The organism is Serratia sp. Je.1.23.a (genome assembly GCF_051129805.1).
Classification (GTDB): Bacteria; Pseudomonadota; Gammaproteobacteria; order Enterobacterales; family Enterobacteriaceae; genus Serratia; species Serratia liquefaciens.
In genome coordinates this window covers 347,062-371,464 of the sequence record NZ_JBCPSR010000003.1, presented here as the reverse complement: position 1 = coordinate 371,464, position 24,403 = coordinate 347,062, and the positions used below count along the sequence as shown (strand labels likewise).

23 protein-coding genes are annotated in these 24,403 nt (G+C 57.4%); 12 read left to right on the top strand and 11 right to left on the bottom strand.

Annotated elements, in window-relative coordinates; genetic code table 11:
* Nucleotides 1-58 precede the first annotated feature (58 nt).
* The gene (cysM, locus tag AAZT04_RS13995) at nucleotides 59-940 is read left to right on the top strand and encodes a cysteine synthase CysM (RefSeq protein WP_020827996.1); all 882 of its coding nucleotides are present in this window, start codon (nucleotides 59-61) and stop codon (nucleotides 938-940) included.
* 3 nt (nucleotides 941-943) lie between these two features.
* Here cysM and AAZT04_RS13990 read toward each other — a convergent pair whose 3' ends face one another.
* Complete coding sequence (locus AAZT04_RS13990; RefSeq protein ID WP_434680801.1) at nucleotides 944-2,896, bottom strand: MacB family efflux pump subunit; 1,953 nt, start codon at nucleotides 2,894-2,896, stop codon at nucleotides 944-946.
* A gap of 2 nt (nucleotides 2,897-2,898) precedes the next feature.
* A complete protein-coding gene (locus AAZT04_RS13985) occupies nucleotides 2,899-4,092 on the bottom strand; it encodes an efflux RND transporter periplasmic adaptor subunit (RefSeq protein WP_116690021.1) in 1,194 nt (397 codons plus the stop codon).
* 174 nt (nucleotides 4,093-4,266) lie between these two features.
* Here AAZT04_RS13985 and AAZT04_RS13980 point away from each other — a divergent pair, with 174 nt between their 5' ends.
* Nucleotides 4,267-4,947: a response regulator transcription factor gene (locus tag AAZT04_RS13980; RefSeq protein WP_434680555.1), complete on the top strand. Its 681-nt coding sequence runs from the start codon at nucleotides 4,267-4,269 to the stop codon at nucleotides 4,945-4,947.
* Nucleotides 4,948-4,952: 5 nt separating this feature from the next.
* Nucleotides 4,953-6,269, top strand: a complete 1,317-nt coding sequence (locus tag AAZT04_RS13975) for an ATP-binding protein (protein WP_048761016.1) — start codon at nucleotides 4,953-4,955, stop codon at nucleotides 6,267-6,269.
* Between the two features lie 264 nt (nucleotides 6,270-6,533).
* Here AAZT04_RS13975 and crr read toward each other — a convergent pair whose 3' ends face one another.
* From crr to ptsH, 3 genes are read right to left on the bottom strand one after another with little or no spacing between them, the layout of a single operon-like run.
* Nucleotides 6,534-7,043: a PTS glucose transporter subunit IIA gene (gene crr / locus AAZT04_RS13970; RefSeq protein WP_012146162.1), complete on the bottom strand. Its 510-nt coding sequence runs from the start codon at nucleotides 7,041-7,043 to the stop codon at nucleotides 6,534-6,536.
* A 49-nt stretch (nucleotides 7,044-7,092) separates the two neighbouring features.
* A complete protein-coding gene (gene ptsI / locus AAZT04_RS13965; RefSeq protein WP_020827991.1) occupies nucleotides 7,093-8,820 on the bottom strand; it encodes a phosphoenolpyruvate-protein phosphotransferase PtsI in 1,728 nt (575 codons plus the stop codon).
* 46 nt (nucleotides 8,821-8,866) lie between these two features.
* A complete protein-coding gene (ptsH, locus tag AAZT04_RS13960) occupies nucleotides 8,867-9,124 on the bottom strand; it encodes a phosphocarrier protein Hpr (RefSeq protein ID WP_004936458.1) in 258 nt (85 codons plus the stop codon).
* A 107-nt stretch (nucleotides 9,125-9,231) separates the two neighbouring features.
* On the opposite strand from ptsH, the gene AAZT04_RS13955 reads away from it, so the two are divergent.
* Nucleotides 9,232-9,381, top strand: coding sequence for a hypothetical protein (locus AAZT04_RS13955; RefSeq protein WP_020827990.1), 150 nt, complete (start codon nucleotides 9,232-9,234; stop codon nucleotides 9,379-9,381).
* Between the two features lie 138 nt (nucleotides 9,382-9,519).
* Here the strand turns inward: AAZT04_RS13955 and cysK are convergent, their stop codons facing one another.
* Together cysK and cysZ are read right to left on the bottom strand one after the other, a co-directional pair.
* Nucleotides 9,520-10,488, bottom strand: a complete 969-nt coding sequence (gene cysK, locus AAZT04_RS13950; RefSeq protein ID WP_044552772.1) for a cysteine synthase A — start codon at nucleotides 10,486-10,488, stop codon at nucleotides 9,520-9,522.
* A gap of 184 nt (nucleotides 10,489-10,672) precedes the next feature.
* Nucleotides 10,673-11,434, bottom strand: coding sequence for a sulfate transporter CysZ (gene cysZ, locus AAZT04_RS13945; protein WP_020827988.1), 762 nt, complete (start codon nucleotides 11,432-11,434; stop codon nucleotides 10,673-10,675).
* 221 nt (nucleotides 11,435-11,655) lie between these two features.
* On the opposite strand from cysZ, the gene zipA reads away from it, so the two are divergent.
* The 3 genes from zipA to AAZT04_RS13930 all read left to right on the top strand — a co-directional run bounded on the left by zipA (nucleotide 11,656) and on the right by AAZT04_RS13930 (nucleotide 14,969).
* Complete coding sequence (gene zipA / locus AAZT04_RS13940; RefSeq protein ID WP_020827987.1) at nucleotides 11,656-12,654, top strand: cell division protein ZipA; 999 nt, start codon at nucleotides 11,656-11,658, stop codon at nucleotides 12,652-12,654.
* A 78-nt stretch (nucleotides 12,655-12,732) separates the two neighbouring features.
* Nucleotides 12,733-14,754 (top strand): NAD-dependent DNA ligase LigA, encoded by a 2,022-nt coding sequence (gene ligA, locus AAZT04_RS13935; protein WP_020827986.1) that lies wholly within the window; start codon nucleotides 12,733-12,735, stop codon nucleotides 14,752-14,754.
* Complete coding sequence (locus AAZT04_RS13930; protein WP_020827985.1) at nucleotides 14,754-14,969, top strand: DUF3820 family protein; 216 nt, start codon at nucleotides 14,754-14,756, stop codon at nucleotides 14,967-14,969. Before ligA ends, AAZT04_RS13930 begins: the two co-directional genes overlap by 1 nt.
* 34 nt (nucleotides 14,970-15,003) lie before the next feature.
* Here the strand turns inward: AAZT04_RS13930 and AAZT04_RS13925 are convergent, their stop codons facing one another.
* Nucleotides 15,004-15,996, bottom strand: a complete 993-nt coding sequence (locus AAZT04_RS13925; protein ID WP_434680544.1) for a bile acid:sodium symporter family protein — start codon at nucleotides 15,994-15,996, stop codon at nucleotides 15,004-15,006.
* 96 nt (nucleotides 15,997-16,092) lie between these two features.
* Between AAZT04_RS13925 and AAZT04_RS13920 the strand changes: the two genes are divergently transcribed.
* The gene (locus AAZT04_RS13920; protein ID WP_115058362.1) at nucleotides 16,093-17,013 is read left to right on the top strand and encodes a LysR family transcriptional regulator; all 921 of its coding nucleotides are present in this window, start codon (nucleotides 16,093-16,095) and stop codon (nucleotides 17,011-17,013) included.
* A 1-nt stretch (nucleotide 17,014) separates the two neighbouring features.
* Here the strand turns inward: AAZT04_RS13920 and AAZT04_RS13915 are convergent, their stop codons facing one another.
* Both AAZT04_RS13915 and AAZT04_RS13910 read right to left on the bottom strand, forming a co-directional pair.
* On the bottom strand, nucleotides 17,015-17,491 hold the full coding sequence (locus tag AAZT04_RS13915) for a FlxA-like family protein (protein ID WP_434680541.1): 477 nt from the start codon (nucleotides 17,489-17,491) through the stop codon (nucleotides 17,015-17,017).
* Between the two features lie 59 nt (nucleotides 17,492-17,550).
* Nucleotides 17,551-18,099, bottom strand: coding sequence for a nucleotidyltransferase family protein (locus AAZT04_RS13910; protein ID WP_129983450.1), 549 nt, complete (start codon nucleotides 18,097-18,099; stop codon nucleotides 17,551-17,553).
* Nucleotides 18,100-18,311: 212 nt separating this feature from the next.
* On the opposite strand from AAZT04_RS13910, the gene AAZT04_RS13905 reads away from it, so the two are divergent.
* On the top strand, nucleotides 18,312-19,697 hold the full coding sequence (locus AAZT04_RS13905) for an ethanolamine ammonia-lyase subunit EutB (RefSeq protein WP_046372991.1): 1,386 nt from the start codon (nucleotides 18,312-18,314) through the stop codon (nucleotides 19,695-19,697).
* On the top strand, nucleotides 19,694-20,485 hold the full coding sequence (gene eutC, locus AAZT04_RS13900; RefSeq protein ID WP_129983449.1) for an ethanolamine ammonia-lyase subunit EutC: 792 nt from the start codon (nucleotides 19,694-19,696) through the stop codon (nucleotides 20,483-20,485). The genes AAZT04_RS13905 and eutC overlap by 4 nt, the downstream gene beginning before the upstream one ends.
* Here eutC and AAZT04_RS13895 read toward each other — a convergent pair.
* Nucleotides 20,464-21,366, bottom strand: coding sequence for a LysR family transcriptional regulator (locus AAZT04_RS13895; protein WP_020827978.1), 903 nt, complete (start codon nucleotides 21,364-21,366; stop codon nucleotides 20,464-20,466). The two genes, eutC and AAZT04_RS13895, sit on opposite strands and share 22 nt — an antisense overlap.
* Nucleotides 21,367-21,803: 437 nt before the next feature.
* On the opposite strand from AAZT04_RS13895, the gene budA reads away from it, so the two are divergent.
* On the top strand, nucleotides 21,804-22,583 hold the full coding sequence (gene budA / locus AAZT04_RS13890; protein ID WP_020827977.1) for an acetolactate decarboxylase: 780 nt from the start codon (nucleotides 21,804-21,806) through the stop codon (nucleotides 22,581-22,583).
* Between the two features lie 39 nt (nucleotides 22,584-22,622).
* On the top strand, nucleotides 22,623-24,308 hold the full coding sequence (gene alsS / locus AAZT04_RS13885; RefSeq protein WP_020827976.1) for an acetolactate synthase AlsS: 1,686 nt from the start codon (nucleotides 22,623-22,625) through the stop codon (nucleotides 24,306-24,308).
* The last annotated feature ends 95 nt before the right edge of the window (nucleotides 24,309-24,403 follow it).

The window sequence follows — 24,403 nt, the reverse complement described above, 5'->3', positions numbered from 1 at the left end:
AAAGGCAACCCTGGGGTTGCCTTTTTACATTACGCACTTCAACACACAGGCAAAGCACGTGACAACGCTCGAACAATGCATCGGCAATACCCCGCTGGTAAAATTACAACGTCTGGCCGCAGGACTGGGCAGCGAGGTTTGGGTCAAGCTGGAAGGCAATAATCCGGCGGGCTCGGTGAAGGACCGCGCCGCGCTGGCGATGATCCAGCAGGCGGAATTGCGCGGTGAGATTAAACCCGGTGACCGGCTGATTGAGGCCACCAGCGGCAATACCGGCATTGCGCTGGCGATGATCGCGGCGTTGAAAGGCTACGCTTTGACGCTGCTGATGCCGGAAAACATGAGTCTGGAACGCCAGGCGGCGATGCGCGCCTACGGGGCCGAGCTGATCCTGGTCAGCCGGGAAGTGGGCATGGAAGGGGCGCGTGACCTGGCGTTGGACATGCAGAATCAGGGGCAGGGCAAGGTGCTGGATCAGTTCAACAATCTGGACAATCCCTACGCCCACTTCACCACCACCGGCCCGGAAATCTGGCAGCAGAGCCAGCAGCGGGTCACCCATTTCGTCTCCAGCATGGGCACCACCGGCACCATTACCGGCGTGGGCGGCTACCTGAAGAGCCAAAATCCGCAGGTGCAGATCATTGGCCTGCAACCGGCGGAAGGCAGCAATATTCCCGGTATTCGCCGCTGGGCACCGGCTTATCTGCCGGGTATTTTCCGCCCGGATCTGGTGGATCAGGTGTTGGATATCGAGCAAACCGACGCCGAGCAAACCATGCGTCAGCTGGCGCAGCGCGAAGGTATTTTCTGTGGCGTCAGCTCCGGCGGTGCGGTGGCCGGTGCGTTGCGGATCGCAGCGGCGAACCCGGGCAGCGTGATTGTGGCGATCATCTGCGATCGCGGCGATCGCTACCTCTCCACCGGCGTTTTCGGTTGAGGGTTACTCCCTTTCCAACGCATGTATCGGATCCATTCCGGCAGCGCGCCTTGCCGGGAAGAAGCCAAAAATCACCCCGATCAGCGTCGAACAGATAAACGCGGCGACAATGGACTCGGTGGAATACACCATCGTGAAATTGTCGCTGAATTGACTGAACACCACGCCAATCCCCAGCGACAGCAGAACCCCCAATGTGCCGCCCAGCAGGCACACCAGTACCGCCTCAATTAAAAATTGTTGCATGATGTCGCTGGCGCGGGCACCGACCGCCATACGCACGCCGATTTCTCGGGTGCGTTCGGTCACCGACACCAGCATGATATTCATTACCCCAATGCCACCCACCACCAGAGAAATCAATGCGATCATCGACACCAGCAGCGTCAGGGTGGCGGTGGTTTTCTCAATGGTTTGGCGAATGCTGTCGGTATTCATCACAAAGAAGTCCTTGCCGCCATGGCGCTGGCTCAGCAGACGGGTGACGCCGTCTTCGGCGCTGGTGAGATCGATATCGTTGTTCACCCGCACGGTGATGCTTTTCAGGTAGCTCTGGCCCAGCATGCGTTTCATGGCGGTGGTGTAGGGGATCCAGACGTTCAGATTCTCATCGCTGCCGAAACCGCTCTGTTTTTTGGCGGCGACGCCGATAATGCGACACGGCAGCGAGCCGAGCAGGATCACTTCGCCAAGCGGGTTGGCGAAGTGAGGAAACAGTTTGTTGCGGGTGTTTTCGTCAATCACCGCTTCCTGCATCAACTGATCGACGCTATGGCGGTTAAACGCCATGCCGCTGTCGATGCTGTAACCGCGCACCAGAAAATACTGCTCACCGACGCCATTGACCGTGCCGCTGACCGACTGATTGCCATAGCGGAAGGTGGTGCTGCTTGAAACGGTCGGCGTGACGCTGTGAACGTAGCCCTGCTGCGCCAGCGCATCTGCGTCGGTGGCCCGCAGTGTCTGTACTGCAGCAGAACGCATATCGCCGAAATCTTTGCCCGGATAGACCTCCAGCGTGCTGGTGCCCATGGCGTTGATGTTGGCCAGCACCTGCTGCTGAGAGCCTTTGCCCAGCGCCACCACCGATACTACCGAGGCGATGCCGATGATAATGCCGAGCATGGTCAGCAGGGTGCGCAGGCGTTGGGAGGCCATCGCCAGCAGCGCCATTTTGAATGCTTCGTACAGGCGATCGCGTTGCGATTGCCAGCGGCTGACGGCGTTATCCAGCGCTATCGGTAGGCGTGCCACGGTGTGGGCCGTTGTTTTCCGTCGGTCGGCGACAATCTCGCCGTCGCTAAGCTCAATAATGCGCTGAGCATGTTCGGCAACTTGCATATCGTGAGTGACAATCACCACCGTATGGCCGCGAGCGTGCAAGTCTTTCAGGATGCTCATCACTTCTTGCCCGCTGTGGCTGTCCAGCGCGCCGGTGGGTTCGTCTGCCAAAATCACCTCGCCACCGTTCATCAATGCGCGAGCGATACTGACGCGTTGCTGCTGGCCACCGGAGAGCTGGCTGGGACGATAATTCAACCGTTGCGCCAGGCCGAGCCTTTGCAGCAGATCGGCGGCGCGTTGTTGGCGTGCGCTGCGGGCATGGCCGGCATACACCGCAGGGACTTCCACGTTGCCTTGGGCGCTAAGATCCCCCAGTAAATGATAGCGTTGGAAGATAAAACCGAAATGTTCGCGGCGCAGTTCGGCCAGGCTGTCGCGATCCAGCTGCGCGGTACTGCGGCCGGCCACCTGATAATCCCCGTCGCTTGGGCGATCGAGGCAGCCGAGAATGTTCATCAAGGTTGATTTACCCGAGCCGGAGGCGCCCACGATGGCCACCATCTCGCCTTGGGCAATGCTGAGATTGATCTCCTTGAGCACGGTGACGTTTTGGTCACCGGCCTGAAAACGGCGGCTGATACCGTGCAGTTGCAGTAGGGGCTGTGAGGCCATCATCACATCCCCATCGGTGGTGGGCCCATACGACGGGCGGGGCTTTGGCTCGTGGCATTGGCCTGGCTGACGATCACTTTCTCACCGGCCAACACGCCGCTGATAATCTGTGCGTCGACGTTGTTATTGATACCGACCTTGACCGGACGGCGGGCGATATTGCCCTGCTTATCCACCACCTGTACCCAATCGCCTTCCAGCGCGGTAGCCGGGATCACCACCGCATTTTCCGCTTTGGCCAACACGATATACACCTGCGCAGTCATTGAGATGCGCAGCGCGCCGTCCGGGTTTGCCACATCAAACAGGCCATTGTAGTAAATTGCGGTGCTGGAGCTGGAAGTGCTGCTGGACGTGCTGGTGCTGGTCGAAGTAGTTTCGTCGTTGATCGAGTCTGGTGCCGGCTCTATGGCCCGCAGCTGGGTGCTATAACGCTTGCCCGGTTCGCCGAGGATGGTGAAATAGACCGGCATGCCGGTTTTCACCTTGACCACATCGGCTTCGGATATTTGCGCTTCGACAGTCATGGTCGCCAACTGAGCGACTTTGACGATGGTGGGGGCGCTTTGGACTGCGTTCACCGTTTGGCCTTCTTCTACCGGTAACGCGACGATGGTGCCGTCGATCGGCGAGGTGATTTTGGTGTAACCGAGGTTAACCTGCGCGGTGTTGACCGCGATTTGCGCCTGAATGATCTGCGCATCCAGCGCGTTGATATCGGCGCGGGTGGCAATCAACGTGGCCTGAGCGCTGTCCAAATCTGCGCGGACCCCGACGCCACGCGCCACTATGGCCTGCTGGCGCTGATAAACCAGCTGATTGTTGTGCAGCGTCGCCATTTTGGACGCGCGCTGTGCCTGAACGTTCTTCAATGCCGCTTCCGCGTCCCTCAGGGCGTTCTGCTGGGTTAAGTCATCAATCTCAGCCACTCGCTGGCCTTTATGCACTTTGTCGCCCAGCGACACGTACAGGGCCTTAATCTGGCCCGATACCTGAGCGCCGACGCTAACCTGTTTTTGCGCTTCTATCGTACCGTCGGCCAGCACCGTTTGTTCCAGGTCACGGGTTTGTGCTACCGCAGTGATATACCGGGGCGTTTCTGTAGCGTCGTGGGATCGGAAGTAGAGAAATAGGGCGATAGCGGCCACAATAACAGTGGGCGGCAGATAGCGTTTTAAGCGTTGAAACGATGGCATGAGGAGAAGCTTCCCTGGCATAAAGCGTGGCGAAAATCTGTTGGCACTAATTTAACGCGCCGTCGGCCGGGCTGCGGTTAAGTGGCATTCAGGAATATGTAAGGATTGAGTAAAACCGGCTGCGAAGCAGGCAAATAGGCGTGAAAATGACGAAAATCCGCGAAGGAGTAAGGCATGAAAATTTTATTGGTCGATGATGACCTCGAGCTCGGCACCATGCTGAGTGAATATCTGACTGGCGAAGGTTTCAATGCCACGCTGGTACTGACCGGCAAAGCGGGCGTGGAAGGCGCACTGTCTGGCGATTACACCGCAATGATCCTCGACATCATGCTGCCGGACATGAGCGGCATCGACGTGCTGCGCGACGTGCGCAAAAAGAGCCGCATGCCAATCATTATGCTGACGGCCAAAGGCGACAATATCGACCGGGTCATCGGGTTGGAGATGGGGGCCGACGACTACATGCCCAAGCCATGCTATCCCCGCGAACTGATAGCGCGCCTGCGTGCGGTGCTGCGTCGTTTCGACGAGCGCCCGGAAGAAGTGGACGACGAAATTGCCATTAACTTCGGTGAGCTGACCCTCAATCCATCGACCCGCAGCAGCGAATGGCGCGGTAAACCTTTCGATCTGACCGCTTCCGAATTCAACTTGCTGGAGCTGTTGCTGCGCGCGCCTGAACGCGTGGTATCAAAAGACGAGCTATCGGAAAAAGGGTTAGGGCGCCCGCGCGAAGCCTATGACCGCAGCGTTGACGTTCACATCAGCAACATTCGCCAGAAGTTGGGGGCGTTGACGGATAATGCACTCAGCATTGAAACGGTGCGCAGCATCGGCTACCGCATTCGGTAATGGCCATGCGCGGAAGACTATTCTGGAAAATCCTGCTCGGCTTCTGGCTGACCTTTATCATCATGACCCAGGCGCTGTGGGTCGCTTTTTCTTTGTATGGCGATCGCTATGAGCCGCCGGAAAACGCGATGGCCCGGCGTGCGGTTACGCTGCAACTGACTTCGGCCGCCACCCAATTGCGCGAGGGCGGACTGCCGGCATTGAATGCCATGCTGAAAGACTGGTCGGATGATGACCGGCGCTTGCTGTCCGTAACGCCGATGGAGCAGCCACCTGCAGCGGAGGAACCGGTATTTGAGGGACGCCGCAGGTTAAAAGAGGTGACTGCGTGGGTGAAAGATTCGGGTGGCACGGGCTATCTGTTGAGTTACGACATGCGGGCCCTGCGGGAAGAATATAGCCCGAACCGGCGTCCGCACGTGTTCAATATCCCTATGCCGATGCTTTGGGTGGGGGGGCTGGCGGGGCTGCTGTTCAGTACGGTGCTGGCCTGGAACCTGACCCGGCCGATGCGTAAGCTGCGCGATGGTTTTGACCGCGTAGCTCAGGGCGACTTATCGGTGCGTTTGTTCCCTGCGATGCGCCGGCGGCATGATGAACTGTCCGAGGTAGCGCGCGATTTTGACAGCATGGCCGAACGGCTGGAGCTGTTGGTCAGCGCCCGCGAACAGTTGCTGCACGACGTTTCGCATGAGCTTCGTTCACCGTTAGCCCGGTTGCAGTTGGCCATTGGCCTGGCGCGGCAAAATGCAGGCAACGTCGAGAACTCGCTGCAACGCATTGAGCATGAAGCGGGGCGTCTGGATAAAATGATTGGCGAACTGTTGGCGCTGTCACGTGCCGAGAGCAACAGTCTGCCGGACGAAGAGTATTTCGATCTGTACGGGCTGGTGGATGCGGTAGTGAGCGACGCGCGTTACGAAGCGCAAATCCCTGGCGTCGAGATTGTGCTGCAGGCCAGTTCGGACGTGGAATATACCGTTAAGGGCAATGCCGAGCTGATGCGGCGCGCGGTGGATAATATCGTGCGCAACGCGTTACGTTTCTCCAGCCATGGTCAGCGGGTGACGGTGGTGTTGACGCGAATCGACCAACTGTTCCAAATAGAGGTCAGCGATCAGGGGCCTGGGGTGGAAGAGTCGAAGCTTTCCAGCATCTTTGATCCGTTCGTCAGGGTAAAATCGTCGATGTCGGGCAAGGGTTACGGACTGGGACTGGCGATCACCCGCAAGGTGGTGCTGGCACATGGCGGACAGGTTGAGGCGCGCAACGGCGAACAGGAAGGGTTGGTGATTACTCTGCGCATTCCGCGTTGGCAGTAATAACACCCTTCGCCTTTAGAACCGCCGCGTTGTTGGTTGGCTGCTCGTGCGCACACCAGTCACTTACTTGAGTAAGCTCCCGGGGATTCACCCGCTTACCGCCTGGCTGCAATTCGAAATTCGTTGGGTATTCTCAGTTGTGCAACAGGCGTTATCGGCGCAGGCAGCTTGAAAATGCCTCGGAGCGTACGTGCAGTACGTACTGGTTCAGCCTGGTGACATAAAAAAACGGCGCCAAGGGCGCCGTTCTTATTTCATTCGCAATTACTTCTTGATGCGGATGATTGGGGTCTCACCAACGGTTACGTTACCGGTCAGTTTGATCAGCTCTTTGATCTCGTCCATGTTGGAGATAACCACCGGCGTCAGGATAGACTTGGCTTTCTCTTCCAGCAGGGCCAGGTTGAACTCGATAACGACGTCACCTTTCTTGACGCGCTGGCCTTCTTCAGCGATGCGTTTGAAGCCTTCGCCTTTCAGTTCAACGGTGTCGATACCGAAGTGGACAAACAGCTCGATGCCGCTGTCGGATTCGATAGAGAAAGCATGGTTGGTTTCGAAAATTTTACCGATAGTACCGTCAACCGGGGCAACCATTTTGTTGCCGGTAGGTTTGATGGCAATACCGTCGCCAACGATTTTTTCAGCAAATACTACGTCAGGCACATCTTCGATATTAACGATTTCGCCAGAAAGTGGAGCTACGATCTCGATAGTGCCCGTGTCTTTCTTGTCATCAGAAACCAGAGATTTCAGTTTATCGAACAAACCCATGATCTTCTCCTAAGCATTAAATTGGGCGGCGTTCCAGTGTCGTGGAAGTTTAGCAGAGCGTCTTTTCTTCGATGAATTTATTCACGCAATTCATCAGATCTTGCGCCGTTGGCTGTGCCAAGGCTTGCGCTGCCAACGCCTTCACATCTTCGAAATTAGTATTACGAATAATTTTCTTGATGCGCGGGATTGAAATCGCACTCATGCTGAACTCATCCAGCCCCATGCCCAATAACAACAGTGTAGCACGCTCATCGCCAGCCAGTTCACCGCACATACCGGTCCACTTGCCTTCTGCATGAGATGCATCAATAACCTGTTTGATCAGGCCAAGCACTGATGGGGACATCGGGTTATAGAGATGAGAAATCAGCTCATTGCCGCGATCTACCGCCAGAGTATACTGGGTTAGATCGTTTGTCCCAATACTAAAGAAGTCGACTTCTTTCGCCAGGTGATGAGCAATCACTGCCGCGGCCGGTGTTTCCACCATTACGCCCACTTCAATTGTCTCGTCAAAGGCCTTGGATTCTTCACGCAGCTGCGCCTTCAGCGTCTCGATTTCACCTTTCAGATCGCGGACTTCTTCCACGGAAATGATCATCGGGAACATGATGCGCAGTTTGCCGAACGCGGAAGCGCGCAGGATGGCGCGCAGTTGCGCGTGCAGGATTTCTCTGCGGTCCATGGCGATACGAATCGCGCGCCAGCCGAGGAACGGGTTCTCTTCTTTCGGCAGGTTCATGTACGGCAGGTCTTTGTCGCCGCCGATGTCCATGGTACGGACGATCACGGCCTGTGAGCCCATGGCTTCCGCAACGGCTTTGTAAGCCTGGAACTGCTCGTCTTCAGTCGGCAGTGAATCGCGGTCCATGAACAGGAATTCGGTACGATACAGGCCAACACCTTCTGCGCCGTTGCGCTCTGCACCGGCGACGTCGCGCACGGTACCGATGTTGGCACAGACTTCAACCTGATGACCGTCCAGCGTAATCGCCGGCAGATCTTTCAGCTTGGCCAGATCGTTTTTCTCGGTGACGTACTGGTTCTGTTCGGCTTTCAGCTGATCGATAACGTCAGCGGTCGGGTTAACGTAAATTTTGTTGTTAACCGCATCCAGAATCAGATAGTCGTCGTTCTTCACCTGCTTGGTCACGTCGCTGGTGCCTACGATTGCCGGCAATTCCAGGGAGCGAGCCATGATGGAGGTGTGGGAAGTCCGGCCGCCGAGATCGGTAATGAAGCCCAGCACTTTGTCCAGGTTCAACTGTGCGGTCTCAGACGGGGTCAAATCGGTAGCGACCAGGATAACTTCGTCCTGGATGGCGCTCAGATCGACGATCGCCAGGCCCAGAATGTTCTGCAGCAGGCGTTTACCGATGTCGCGTACGTCGGCCGCACGCTCTTTCAGGTATTCATCGTCAAGTTCTTCCAGTGCTTTCGCCTGGCCTTCGATGATGGTGTAGGCCGCAGCGTCTGCAGAAGCCAACTCATCTTTGATTAGGGCTATGATTTCCTGCTCAAGCTCTTCGTCTTCCAACAGCATGATGTGGCCTTCGAAGATAGCTTCTTTCTCTTCGCCGAAGGTTTCGCCAGCTTTGGTCTTGATCGCTTCCAACTGCTCGGACGCTTTGGCGCGGCCGGCAAGAAAACGTGAGACTTCCTGCTCTACATCATCTGCAGAGATTTTCTTCCGGTTGATGACAATTTCATCTTCTTTCAGTAGGAGAGCCTTACCAAAAGCGATACCCGGTGATACTAAAATGCCTGAAATCATAACCCTACCTTACTCTTGACTGGTGTTAACTAAGAAGACGGGCCGATTACTCAAGCTCTGCCATCAGTTTTACCAAGTGCTCAACGGCTTTCTGCTCGTCTTCACCTTCAGCGGAGATGGTCACTACGGTCCCTTGAGTCAGCCCCAGAGTTTGCAGTTTGAACAGGCTTTTGGCGCTGGCGCTTTTCCCGTTAGAGGTCACGGTGATGTCAGAAGTGAAGCCTTTGGCTTCTTTAACGAACTGAGCGGCAGGGCGAGTGTGCAGACCATTCGGAGCGGTAATAGTAACTTCTTGCTGGAACATTGATGTTTCCCCAACTTATTGGTGTGTCGTGGAGCTAAAGTTTAGCCCAAGGGTATGACTTTAGCTTGTCTGGTTAGCGCCTGACTATGGTACAGGGGCGAGCATTGATGCAACAGAAAACGACGAGTTTGGCACTTCAGATCAAAAAATTTGGCTTCCGCCGTCGTTTCAATCCGCGCTTCATTATGCCGTGTTTAACGCATCAGCGACAAATGAGTAAATCGATTCAGCCTAAACAAGAAATGAAGGGCGATTAATTTTGCGCATCGAAATAATGCACCGTTAAATACTAAAGCTGACGGGTAAAATCAATCTTTGACTGCTATAAACTTTGATCCAGCCCACAAAAAAGCACCCCGAAAGGTGCTTTTTTAGCGATTTATGCGCGGCTGGCACTACTGTTGCAATTCTTGCTCGGTGAACAAATCGGCGAACAGGGCGGTGCTCAAATAACGTTCGCCGGAAGACGGCAAAATCACCACGATGGTTTTGTCGGCGAACGCCGGTTCTTCGGCCAATTTCACCGCTGCGGCTACCGCGGCACCGGAGGAAATGCCCGCCAGGATGCCTTCTTCGTCCATCAGGCGGCGCGCCATGCTGATGGCCTCGTCGTTGGTGATTTGTTCCACGCGGTCCACCAGATCGAGATCCAGGTTGCCGGGGATAAAGCCTGCGCCGATGCCCTGAATTTTGTGCGGGCCCGGTTTGATTTCTTCACCCGCCAGCGCCTGGGTGATGACCGGTGAATCGGTTGGCTCCACCGCCACGGTGGTGATCGCCTTGCCCTTGGTGTTTTTGATGTAGCGGCTGACACCGGTCAGCGTGCCGCCGGTACCGACGCCGGAGATGAATACGTCAACTTCGCCATCGGTGTCGTCCCAGATTTCCGGGCCGGTAGTTTGTTCGTGGATCGCCGGGTTAGCCGGGTTGCTGAACTGCTGCAGGATGATGTAGCGGTTCGGATCGGTGGCGACGATTTCTTCCGCCTTGGCGATCGCGCCCTTCATGCCTTTTGCACCTTCGGTCAGTACCAGGTTGGCGCCCAGCGCTTTAAGCAGCTTGCGGCGTTCGATGCTCATGGTTTCCGGCATGGTCAGCGTCAGCTTGTAGCCACGCGCCGCGGCGACGAACGCCAGCGCGATGCCGGTGTTGCCGCTGGTCGGCTCCACCAGTTCTTTACCGGCGACCAAAATGCCACGTTTTTCTGCGTCCCAAATCATATTGGCACCGATGCGGCATTTAACGCTAAAGCTGGGGTTGCGTGATTCAACCTTGGCCAGAATGCGTCCGTTGCCGATACGGTTCAGACGAACCAGCGGCGTATGGCCGATTGTTAATGAGTTGTCTTCATATATCTTGCTCATAGCCCGTCCTTTAACTCTATGAAAAATGTGGGGAACGTCGAAAGCATACGCTAACAGTACCGGCAGGGAAGTAAAGAATTGGTATATCTATATGTTATTAGGAAATAAGTTTTAAGCACAAGGATAAGGGCGCAAATTGCGCGCCCTGTCGAAGAATTAATCGTAATGCGGCCAATAAAACGGCTCAGGAACGGACGAATTGTGGGCGATAACGATCGACCCACATGGCGGTGGCACCGCAAACCGCGACCGGCAGGATCACCAGGTTAAGGATGGGGATCATGGTGAACAGGCTGACCATGGCGCCAAACTGCAGGTTGTCGGTTTTATGCTGGCGCAGCGCGCGACGCATATCGGCAAAGCTTACCTTATGGTTATCGAACGGGTAGTCGCAATACTGGATGGCCAACATCCAGGCGCTGAACAGGAACCACAGCACCGGCGCCACCGTTTGGCCGATGCCCGGGATGAAATAGAGTATCAACAGCACCAGCGCGCGCGGCAGGTAGTAGGCCAGCTTGCGCCATTCGCGCGCCATAATGCGCGGCAGATCTTTCACAATGCCAAAAATGCCGGTATCCGGCAGCGGTTTGCCGGTCAGGCTGCCTTCCAACTGTTCGGCCAGCAAGCCACAGAACGGGGCGGCAATCAGGTTGGTAATGGTGCTGAACAGATAGCTGAACACCAACAGGACGGAAATCACCGCCAGCGGCCACAAAACGTAGCTTAGCCACTGCAACCAGGTCGGCACATGGCTCATCATGCTGGGGATCCAGTCACCAAGCTGACTGAACAGCCACCAGAAGGCGGATCCCATCAACAGCACGTTGACCAGTAACGGCAAGACGACATAGCGTTTAATCCCCGGGCGTGAAATCAGGCGCCAGCCTTCGGCAAAATAATGAAGGCCGCTGGTGGAGTGAGAAGGTGACTGCGAATAGGACATATCTTAAGTTATCTCTTTGTCTGAACAGGCATCGCTATCATATCGGGATGATTTTCTACTGGCTAGGGTGACATTGGCTGAAAAAACAGCAAAAAAAGGCAGAATAATCATCTTTATTGGCATAAAGTTCAGCACGGACTTGCACTTGTGTGCTTGGGCAAATAGAGTTAAAGAGTGAATGTTTGCCGCGGTGGCAATGTATTGGAACAACAGAGATAGCAATGATGCAGGATTTGCGTCTGATATTAATCGTTGTTGGCGCGATCGCCATAATAGCGTTGTTATTGCACGGTCTTTGGACCAGTCGTAAGGAACGCTCATCGCTTTTTCGCGATCGCCCAGCCAAACGTTCCAAAAAGGAACGTGAACAATCCCCGATCGACGATCTCGATGAAGGCGTGGGAGAGGTGCGTGTACGCTCCGCTCACCCGCAAGATGAGCCGTCCTTTGGTCATTTTGATGCCGCTCGCGAAGAACCCGTGGTTGCGCCCAAGCCCGCTCCGGCGGCTGAGCCAGCACCGCGTGCCGTTCAACCGGCTGCTCATCAGTCTCCGCCACCGCTGTCTCAGCGACCGGATTATGATGACATCCTGCTGGACAACTACGCGCAGGATGAAGACGACGAGCCGCAGCAGCCTGCGCCGCGACGTGAACCGCGCGTTGACGATCTGCCGCCAGTGGCGCATGCAGCGGAGCCGGCGTTCCACGCCGAACCTGCTCATCAGCCACAGCCGGAAGAGAAGCCAGCGGTGGTGCACGAGCCTCAGCCTGCACCTGCTGCCGTCAAACCGGCAAAACTGAAAGAAACCGTACTGGTGCTGCACGTTACCGCACATCAGGGTGGCGTAATCGGCGGCGAAGTTCTGCTGCAGAGCGTGCTGCAGGCGGGCTTTCAGTTTGGCGAAATGGGCATCTTCCATCGCCATATCAGTCCGGCAGGCAGCGGTCCTGTGCTGTTTAGCCTGGCGAATATGGTTAAACCAGGGTCCTTTGATCCTGAGATGATGTCCGATTTCTCGACGCCGGGCGTATCGATGTTCATGATGGTGCCGTCGTATGGCGACGCTAATCAGAACTTCAAGCTGATGCTGCAGTCGGCACAGCGGATCGCCGACGACGTAGGTGGTGTGGTGCTGGACGACGAGCGCCGCATGATGACCCCGCAGAAGCTGGAAACCTACAAAGCGCGCATTCGTGAAGTGTTGGATAACAACGACTAAACGGCTGCTACGCGCACTGAACATCCGTAACAACAAAGCCCCCGCCTGCCGGGGGTTTTTTATCTTTGATGGTGAGCCATGGAATCGATAATCCAACAAATCAATCAACTACGAGCCTCACTGCGCCATCACGAATATCAATATCATGTGCTCGACGCGCCGGAAGTGCCGGATGCGGAATACGATCGCCTGATGCGTGAACTGCGCGAGCTGGAAAGCGCACATCCTGAGTTGATCACCGCCGACTCTCCCACCCAGCGCGTGGGCGCGGCTCCTTTGGCGGCGTTCGATCAGGTACGCCATGAAGTGCCGATGCTGTCGCTGGACAACGTTTTTGACGAAGAGAGCTTCCTGGCGTTCTACAAGCGGGTGCAGGATCGCCTGAAGAGCAGCGAGCCGCTGACCTTCTGCTGTGAACTGAAACTGGACGGCCTGGCGGTCAGTTTGCTGTACGAAGACGGCGAGCTGGTGCGCGCTGCCACGCGCGGCGACGGCACCACCGGTGAAAACATTACCTCCAACGTGCGTACCATCCGCGCCATTCCGCTGCGTCTGACCGGTGACAACATCCCGCGTCGGCTGGAAGTGCGTGGCGAAGTCTTTATGCCGCAGGCCGGTTTCGAGCAGATGAACGAAGAGGCGCGTCGCAAAGACGGCAAAATCTTTGCCAATCCGCGTAACGCCGCCGCCGGGTCGATCCGTCAGCTTGATCCGCGCATCACCGCCAAGCGTCCACTGACCTTCTTCTGCTATGGCGTTGGCCTGCTGGAAGGGGGCGAATTGCCGCGCAGCCACTGGCAGCGGCTGATGCAGTTCAAAGCGTGGGGCTTGCCGGTTAGCGATCGCGCCAAATGTTGTACCGGCAGTGACGAGGTATTGGCGTTCTATCGTCAGGTAGAGCAGGACCGTGCGCAGCTCGGCTTTGATATCGACGGCGTGGTGGTGAAGATCGACGATATCGATCTGCAAGAAACGCTCGGCTTTGTGGCGCGTGCGCCACGTTGGGCAACGGCGTTCAAATTCCCGGCGCAGGAACAGATTACCCTGGTGCGCGAGGTGGAGTTCCAGGTTGGTCGTACCGGGGCTATTACCCCCGTGGCGCGCCTGGAGCCGGTGCTGGTTGCCGGGGTGATTGTCAGCAACGCCACGCTGCACAACGCCGACGAAATTGAACGTTTGGGCCTGCGCATTGGCGACACGGTGATCGTGCGCCGCGCGGGTGACGTGATCCCGCAGGTGGTTGGGGTGATGACCGATCGCCGCCCTGCAGACGCGCGTGAAGTTGTATTCCCGCAACACTGTCCGGTATGCGGTTCCGATGTCGAAAGAGTCGAAGGCGAAGCGGTGGCACGCTGCACCGGCGGGCTGATTTGCGCCGCACAGCGTAAAGAAGCACTGAAGCATTTCGTTTCCCGCAGAGCGTTGGACGTCGACGGCATGGGTGACAAAATCATCGAACAGCTGGTGGAAAAAGAGTACGTCAAGAACCCGGCCGATCTGTTCCGCCTGTCCGCCGGCATTCTCACCGGGTTGGATCGCATGGGGCCGAAATCAGCGCAGAATCTGGTCAACGCGCTGGAGAAGTCCAAGCAAACCACCTTCGCCCGCTTCCTGTACGCGTTGGGCATCCGTGAGGTCGGTGAAGCCACTGCCGCCAATCTGGCCGCGCATTTTGGCACGCTGGAGAAGCTGTTTGCGGCTGACATCGAGGCTTTGAAAGAAGTGCCGGACGTCGGTGAAGTGGTGGCGAAACACACGCGGCATTTCCTGGACGAGGAGCTTAACCAGAAGGTTATCAATGAACTGATCAGCGACGAAATAGGCATCAACTGGCCGGCGCCGGTGGTGATAGTCGCGGACGAAATCGACAGCCCGTTTGCCGGTAAAACCGTGGTGCTGACGGGCTCGTTGAGCCAGCTTTCACGCGATGAGGCCAAAGATCGCCTGACGGCGTTGGGCGCCAAGGTCAGCGGCAGCGTCTCGAAGAAAACCGATTTGGTGATTGCCGGGGAAGCCGCCGGTTCCAAGCTGGTGAAGGCGCAAGAACTGGGCATTGCGGTGATCGACGAAGCGGAAATGATCCGCCTGTTGGGTGCCTGATGGAAAAAGAGAACCTGCTGGAAATCGCCAACACCGTGATGCCGTTCGGCAAATACCAGGGGCGGGTGCTGATTGACCTGCCCGAGGAGTACCTGCTGTGGTTTGCTCGCAAGGGGGAATTCCCGAACGGCAAACTCGGCATGCTGATGGAAATGACGCTGGCGATTAAAATCGAAGGGCTCGACCACCTGGTCAAGCCGCTGAAGAAAAGTTGAGTAGCCGGGCGCGGCAATCGTCGCGCCCGTTTGATTATCCCCGCGCCGTTTCGGCGTTTGGCACCGCCTGTTTTTCCTGCTGTTTCTTTCGATAGCGCCGCGCCAGCACGGCGCAGGTCATCAGCTGTACCTGGTGGAACACCATCAGCGGCAGCACCATAATCCCCACGGTAGCGGCCGGGAACAGGATATTGGCCATCGGGATACCGTTCGCCAGGCTTTTCTTCGAACCGCAGAACACGATGGTGATCTCATCGGCTTTACTAAAGCCCAGCCAGCGCGCCATGTAAGTGTTCACCACCAGCACGATCGTCAGCAGCACCAGGCTGGCGACGATGATAAACACCAGCGAACCCAACCCGACCTGATGCCAGATACCGTGGGTGACGGCTTCGCTGAAGGCCGCGTAAACCACCAACAGGATCGAAGTCTGATCGGTCTTGCCAATCAGCTTACGGTTGCGTTCAATCCATTTACCAATCAGCGGGCGCGACAGGTGACCGGCCACAAAGGGCACTAACAGCTGCAGGACGATGGAACCCACCTGCTGCAGGCTGCCGGTTTCACCGTGAACGTTCATCAGCAGCCCCACCAGCAGCGGCGAAACGAAAATCCCCAGCAGGCTTGACGCTGAAGCACTGCATACCGCCGCCGCTACGTTGCCGCCTGCCAGCGAAGTAAAGGCGATGGCCGATTGCACAGTGGCGGGCAGAATGCACAGATAAATAAAGCCGGAATACAGCTCCGGGCTGACGTTGACCGGCGACCACCATTTAAACAGCACGCCCAGCGCCGGGAAAATAATGAAGGTGCTGAACATCACCCACAGATGCAGCCGCCAGTTGTTGCTGCCAGCCAGAATGGCTTCGCGCGACAGCTTGGCGCCGTGCATAAAGAACAGCAGGGCGATGGCGGCGATGGTCAGTGCATTCAGCCAGCCGACGAACTCGCCGCGCGCAGGCAGGAACGAAGCCAGCAGCACGGTGGCGATCAACGTCAGGGTAAAGCGATCGGGCAAGAATCTCATGGCGGCGTACTCGGATGAAAAATCAATGCGCCCATTGTCGCGCGGCGGGATATAATAATTAAATTGATTTATTTAATTCATTTATGAATAAAAAACATGAATTATTCGATTAAGCAGCTCAAGGTGTTTGTCGCCATTGCCCGCCACCGCAGTTTCAGCCGGGCCGGTGAGGCCATTGGTCTGACGCAGTCGGCGGTCAGCCACAGCGTGAAAGAGCTGGAGGCGGAGGTCGGCGTTCGCCTGCTCGATCGCACCACCCGCGAAGTGGTGCTGACCGACGCCGGACAGCGGTTGGCCAACCGCGTTGAACGCTTGCTGGATGAGCTGCAGTCGTCATTGCTGGATGCGCGCAGCTTCGGCGTGCAGCGCAGCGGTACGGTACGGGTGGCGTCCAGCCAAACCATCTCCGCACACCTGATGCCGCAGTGCATTGCGGCAGGGGAAAAGCAGTATCCGGATATTCGCATTATGCTGCGCGATCAGGCTCAGCAACAGGTCCTGCACAGCATTCGCAACGCCGAAGTGGATTTTGGCATCGTGGTGGATCCGGTCCAGGCGGTGGATCTGGACTGCGAACCCATCCTGCACGAACCCTTCCTGCTGCTGTGCCGTAACGATCACCCCTTCGCCGGGCGGGCCGAGGTGCACTGGTCGGCGCTGAACGGCAGTCGTCTGGTATTGCAGGACTATGCGTCCGGTAGCCGGCCGCTGATTGACAGCGCGTTGCGTCAGCAAGGCGTGGAAGCGCAGGTGGTACAAGAGATAGGCCACCCGGCAACGTTGTTCCCGATGGTGGCGGCAGGTATCGGCATCAGTATTTTTCCTGCGCTGGCGTTACCGCTGCCGGAAGGGGGGCAATTAAAGGTGCGTCGGCTGATGCCGGAAATCAACCGCGCACTGATGCTGGTCCGGCGTAAAAACCGTTCGCTGACACCCGCGGCGGAAGCCATCTGGCAAGTGGTTGGCCAACAGGCGGCATTGTTGCAGCAGCAACGCCGACAACAAGCGGACTACTGAGTCAGATATACACGTCCACGGCGTTGGCCGCCGTCGGGCGGTTGATGCCATCGCCCTTGGCAGGGACAATGCTCTCATTGGCCTTGGCCATCTGCTCGGCCTGCTGTTTTTCCATCTCTTCTTTTTGAATCCGCGCGATCTCGGCCTGCAGCATCTTGATCTGCGCCTGGATCAGCTGTTTCTGTTTTTCGATCTCTTTGGGATCGCTGTCTGAATCTTTCAGATCCACCAGTTTTTGCTGCAGAGCCTGAATCTGTTTGTTCAGCACTTTGATGCGTGCTGAAGCGCTGCTGTCGGAAACGCTAACCCGGTCGCTACCGCCCGCCGCTTTGGTTTCATTAGACTTGTCGCTTTCAGGTTGCTGATGTACCGGCTTGGCCATCAGCACCTGGCCTGTATTACCGGGGGCGCTAAAAACGTTGCTGACGCCGGGTACGGTATTTTTCACCGGAACAATCATGGTGATGCTGGTCGACATAATGCTCTCCCTGAGTCTTGATATGGCTACTCAGGGTATCGGCGGCCTGGGGGAAAACTTTACCCGCGAATTTGCCGCAGGCGCGGCCAGCGTTGTAACCAGCCCTTGCCGACAACCCGCTGTTCATAGGCATCGAGGTCGCCGTTTTTGGCATTGAAGGTAATAGTGTCGGCAAACAGCCCCTCGAGACCGAACGGCGCGACCAGCGTAATGCTGTCATCTGCATTCAGGCGTGCACCCACGGCCGTTTCCACCTCGGTCCAAAAGCTGATGGCGTCTTCGCTATTGCGATAAGGAGCCCGACCGCTACGCAAATGCATACGCGCCTGGTTTTTCACCGACCAGGGCTGTGGCAGCCACTCTTGCAGCCGCGTTTCCAGCATGTGGTCACGTTCCGCCTCCGGGCGCTGTGGGTCGAAATGGATCACGTCGATGTCGTTGAGCCGCGTTGGCGTAGCGTAACCGTGGCGCTGATCCCACACCAGATTGCGCACAAAACCGGCCCCCAGGCACCAGTCATTCAGCCCGAGTCGTCGCGCGGTGCGCAATGCCATCATTCTTTCGTTATCTTGCTGTAACCATTGGATAATTTTCTGCTGCAGACTCATTACCGCTCCTTAGTTGCGGCTACTGTAACCCGAAGCGACCGCAGGCGGAATGCCGTGCATGATTTTAGTGCACGCCACTGCAGCGTGGATAGCCCGAGATATGGGGACAATAGGCTGATTTCCGGCAAAAAATAATTTCACACGCCCACTGACTACACTTGGTACAGGGTTTGCAACTTCCACCGACCATTCAGGGCAGAACAGGGGGCGTTATGTATCAGGCCACGCTTAGCCGGCGCAGCTACCGCTTCAACGATTTACGCCAGTTGTTGGCCAAGGCATCGCCGGCTCGTTCCGGCGATTATCTGGCGGAGGTGGCGGCGGACAGTGCAGAAGAACGCATGGCGGCGCGCATCGCGTTGGCGGATGTGCCGCTGAAAACCTTTCTTCAGCAACTGCTGGTGCCTTATGAACATGACGAGGTCACACGGCTGATTGTCGATAGCCACGATGCGTTGGCCTTTGCGCCGATATCGCACCTGACGGTGGGGGATTTCCGCGATTGGCTCTTGAGCGAGCAGGCGGACAGCGCGATGTTGGCACGGGTAGCAGCAGGCATTACGCCGGAAATGGCGGCTGCAGTGAGTAAATTGATGCGCAATCAGGATCTGATCCTGGTGGCGAAGAAGTGCCGGGTCATCACGCGTTTTCGCAATACCCTCGGCCTGCCGGGGCGGCTCAGCGTGCGGTTGCAACCGAATCATCCTACCGACAGTCTGCAGGGCATTGCCGCCAGCATGCTCGACGGCCTGCTGTATGGTTGCGGGGATGCGGTCGTCGGCATCAACCCGGCCAGCGACAGCCTGCCGCTGCTGGAAAAGCTCAACTACATGCTGGACGACGTGATCCAGCGCTTCGCCATTCCGACGCAATCCTGCGTGCTGACCCATGTGACCAATACGCTGCGGTTGATGGAGCGTGGCGTCCCTGTGGATTTGGTGTTCCAGTCGATCGCGGGTACCGAAGCGGCCAATCAGGGGTTCGGCATCAATCTGGCGCTGCTGGCGGAAGCGCAGCAGGCGGCACTGAGCCTTAACCGCGGCACCTTGGGCAATAACGTGATGTATTTCGAAACCGGGCAGGGCAGCTGTTTGTCGTCCAACGCACATCATGGCGTCGATCAGCAAACCTGCGAAGCGCGGGCCTATGCGGTGGCGCGTCATTTCTCCCCGTTGTTGATCAACACCGTGGTCGGCTTTATCGGCCCGGAATATCTGTACGATGGTAAACAAATTATCCGCGCCGGCTTGGAGGATCATTTTTGCGGCAAGCTACTTGGTCTGCCGCTAGGGTGCGACGTGTGCTACACCAATCACGCGGAGGCGGATCAGGACGACATGGACACGCTGCTGACGCTGTTGGCCACCGCCGGGCTGACTTTCCTGATTGGCGTGCCGGGTGCTGACGACATCATGCTCAATTATCAAAGCACCTCATTCCACGACGCGCTCTATATCCGCGAGCTGCTGGGGTTGAAGCACGCACCGGAGTTTGCCGACTGGCTGACTAAAATGCAGATTACCGATGAACGGGGTCAACTGCGCGATACCGCCGCCAATCACCCTTTGCTACTGGCCCTGCAGGGAGAGAGACGATGAGCAAACCGGTGCACGTTAACCGTTGGGACGCGCTGCGCGCCTTTACCGATGCGCGCATTGCATTGGGGCGTACCGGCTCCAGCCTGCCTACGGAGGAGTTGCTTAAATTCGGTCTGGCGCACGCGCAGGCGCGTGATGCGGTACATCAGCCGTTTGATAGCGATACGCTGGCCGGGACATTGCAGGAGCAAGGTTGGCAAACCCTGACGGTGCACAGTCAGGCCGCCGATCGCACCGCCTATCTCCGTCGGCCGGATCTCGGGCGGCGTTTGGCTCCTGACAGCCGCAGCCTGCTGCTGGGCCAGCCGGAAAAACCGGCCGATCTGCTGCTGGTTGTGGCGGACGGTTTATCCTCCAAGGCGGTGCACCGTCAGGCGCTACCGTTGTTGCAGGCGCTGCGACCCTATCTCGATGGGATGGGGCTTTCGGTTGCCCCTGTGGTATTGGCACACCAATCGCGGGTCGCGCTGGGGGATGATATCGGCGAGTGTTTGCAGGCCAGAGCGGTGGCGATGTTGATCGGCGAGCGGCCGGGCTTATCGTCGCCGGACAGCCTCGGTATTTACCTTACCTGGGGGCCGAACACCCGGCGGCGCGAGTCGGAGCGCAACTGCATCTCCAACGTGCGTCCGGAAGGGCTGGATTATCCGCAGGCGGCATTCAAACTGGCCTGGCTGCTGGAGCAGGCTTTCCAGCGTCGGCTGACCGGGGTGGAACTGAAAGATGAAAGCGACAGCCCGGCGCTGCAGGGACAGGTTTCCCCGCGTTACTCCCAGCTCGGTGGCTGACCGATGCTTTGTTTTAGCAGGGTAATAAACAGGTTCAGCCGCGCGGATACCTTCGCCACCGGCCGTAACAGGTAAATGCCCTGTTGCTCCTGGCGCGGGTCTTCCAACACCTGCAGCAAGCGGCCGGCCTGAATATCCGGCCCGACCACCCAGTTGGGCAAAAAGGTGAGCCCCAACCCCAGCAGCGCCGCCTGGCGTTGAGCGGTAAAGTCGTCACAGCGCAGCACCATGCTGCAGCGGCTCATCAGAGGAACGCTGAGGATTTGCGCCCAACAGGCCGGTTGTTGCTTATGGTAGCGGGCAATCAATCGATGCTGCGGCAATGCATTGAGGTCGGCCGGCTGTCCGTAACGGGCGATATAATCAGGGCTGGCGCACATCACCCAGCGCTGGGTCGCGATGCGGCTGGCGTACAGCCCGCTGTCTTTTTGCTCGCCGATACGAATGGCGGCATCCAACAGTTCCTGGGTCGGATCGGTTTGGCGTTCGGTCAAATCCAGGTCGACAAACAGTTGCGGATAGCGTTCGGCCAGCGTCGGTAACAGCGGCAGGATATAGGTTTTGCCGAAGGTGGGCAGACAGCTGATACGCAGCGTGCCTTGCGGCATATCGTTCCACGAAGCCAGTTCGGCACGGATGTCGGTGATATCCGTCAGCAGCGTGCTTGCTCGCGCCTGCAGCCTTTCGCCCGCATCCGTCAGCATCAAACCCCGCGTAGAGCGGATAAACAGCGTGGCGTCCAGCGCGTTTTCCAGCGCATCAATGTGGCGTACCAGCGAAGAAGGCACCATTCCCAGCTTGCGAGCGGCGGCGGAGAAGCTGCCCAACAGGGCCACCTCGAGAAATATCGGCAGATGTTCAACATAGCGGGCGTCATTCATCTTTGCATTATATGCAAAAGCGTTTCTTATGAATACCAGGTTCTCCGTCCGTCGCAATGCGGCTACTCTTTTTTCGGGCTTACGGAAAGCGATGGCATGCCGTGAACCCCGCCGCACAGAGAGAAAATGCATAAAACTCGCGGTCTTTAGAACTTTAAATACAGAATTTCCCCCAGGTTCCACCGTGTGCCTGCGGTATTGATGATGACTTCAACACCAGATTAACCGTTCAAATTGATGCCCTGTTTACCAACAATGATTAGTGAATCTAAACCGTTGTTGACATTGGGCATCGCCGGCCTGCCGTGCCGGTTTTTTTGTCGCCGTTGGCTGAATCGTTCCAACTGAACGCGTTGCCGGCGACATCTTTGTTCACCTACGGGTGGGCATTTTTGAACGCGCGGAGCATTTCACTCCGCGCTGGTGGAGGAGTAGTTATGAACGAAGACCATGGGTGTTCCTGCGCGCAGCATTTGGCGCAAGGGTTTGCCAGGCAGTCGCTGAGCGTTGGGGAGGGCGAGATCTATCAAATCTCGCTGATGAGCGCACTGATCAGCGGCGTTTACGAAGGGGAGGTCACCATTGCCGAATTGCTCAAGCACGGCAACTTTGGCCTGGGAACGTTCAATCACCTCGACGGCGAACTGATCGCCTTCGACCAGGAAATTCACCAGTTGCGCGCCGACGGCAGCGCACGACCGGCCAGTTTGCAGCAGAAAACCCCGTTTGCCGTTGTCACCTTTTTCCAACCTAGCGTCACCCAACACTTCGACAGTCCGATCACCAAGGCGCAGTTGCACCAGTGCATCGATGAGCAGGTGGCTTCGCCGAACCTGTTCTGCGCGCTGCGCGTCGACGGCGAATTCAGCCATGTGGAAACCCGCACCGTGCCGCGTCAGGAGCGGCCTTATCGTCCGATGCTGGAGGCGATAGAAGAGCAGCCGACCTTTGCCTTCCATCGACGTCAGGGCACCCTGGTTGGCTTCCGTTCGCCTGATTATATGCAGGGCGTTGGCGTGGCCGGTTATCACGAGCACTTTGTCACCGACGATCGCAACGGTGGCGGTCACGTGCTGGATTACCAACTTGACCACGGTCGCCTGCAATTTGGCGTGATCACCCGTCTCAATCTTCAATTGCCGCATGATGCGGATTTTCTGCGCGCCGACCTCTGTCCCGAGGATTTGGATAGCGCAATTCGTTCTGCCGAGGGTTAATTCCGCGACAGTCCTGGGTGTATTTTCAGGAGGTATTCCATGAACAAGGCAAAAACAGACAATAACTGGGCATGTGGCGCAGATTTGGTGGTGAAAAATCTGGAGGCGCAGGGGGTTAAACACGTATTCGGTATTCCGGGCGCCAAGATTGACCGGGTATTCGATTCGCTGGAAGACGCGCCGTCGATAGAAACGGTGGTGGTGCGCCATGAGGCCAACGCGGCGTTTATGGCGGCGGCGGTGGGGCGTTTGACCGGTAAGGCCGGGGTGGCGTTGGTGACCTCCGGGCCGGGCAGTTCCAATTTGATCACCGGGCTGGCGACCGCCACCTCGGAAGGGGATGCGGTCGTGGCGTTCGGCGGGGCGGTGAAGCGTGCCGACAACCTCAAACAGACCCACCAGAGCATGGATACCGTCAGTATGTTTCGGCCGGTGACCAAGTATTGTGCCGAAGTGCATGCCGGTTCGGCGATTTCTGAAGTGATTGCCAACGCTTTCCGCCACGCCGAATTCGGCCGTCCGGGGGCGTCTTTTGTCAGCCTGCCGATGGACATCGTCAATGAGCCGGTCAGCGCCCCGGTGCTGGCGGGATGTCGGTTGCCGCGAATGGGGGCCGCCGCTGCCGAGGATATTCGCGCCGCGGTTAAGCTGATCCAACAGGCGAAGTGCCCGGTGTTGTTGCTGGGGCTGCAGGCCAGCCGCCCGGAAAATAGCGAGGCGGTGCGCCAACTGCTGCATCGCACCCATATGCCGGTAGTGGGGACCTACCAGGCGGCAGGGGTGATCGACGTTAATCACTTTGCACGCTTTGCCGGCCGCGTCGGTTTGTTCAACAACCAACCGGCCGACCAGCTGCTGCAGAAAGCCGATTTGGTGGTCAGCGTCGGCTATGGCCCGATCGAATACGATCCCTGCATGTGGAACAGCCAGGGGCGATTGAAACTGGTGCATATCGACGTGCTGCCGGCGGACATCGATACCTGCTATCGTCCGGACGTCGAGCTGGTGGGCAATATCAGCGCCACGCTCGACATGATGACCGAAGCCTTTAACAGCGTGGTGAGCGTGCCGGCCGAAGTGGAATCGATACTCAGCGATCTTGGTCGCCAGCGTACCGAACTGGCGGAACGTGCCGCACGGCGCGGTGGTATGCCAATCCACCCGCTGCGCATCGTCAAAGAGCTGCAGGATATTGTCAGCGACGACGTGACGTTGTGTGTGGACATGGGCAGTTTCCACATTTGGATTGCGCGTTACCTTTACAGCTTCCGTGCGCGCCAACTGCTGATTTCCAACGGCCAGCAGACCATGGGGGTGGCGCTGCCGTGGGCCATCGGCGCGGCGCTGGTGCGGCCGGGCGACAAAGTGGTGTCGATTTCCGGCGACGGCGGTTTTATGCAGTCGAGCATGGAACTGGAAACCGCCGTGCGGCTGAAAAATAACATCGTGCACGTAATTTGGGTGGATAACGCCTACAACATGGTGGAAATGCAGGAGGTGAACAAATACCGCCGCAAATCCGGGGTGGAATTCGGCCCTATCGATTTTAAAGCCTATGCCGAGGCGTGCGGGGCGGTCGGGTTTGCGGTGCAGTCGGTGGATGACCTGCGGCCCATGTTACGCAAGGCGATGGAAATCCAGGGGCCGGTCGTGGTGGCCATTCCGGTCGATTACGCCGACAACTACAAGTTGATGGCGCAGATGAACTTCAGCCAGATGATTTAATTTCATCAAGCGTAAAAACCACGGGGAATGCCGTACGCGGCGCTCCCCTTTTTTTATGCCTAAAATTTGTTCTTTACATCCCTAACTTCATGATT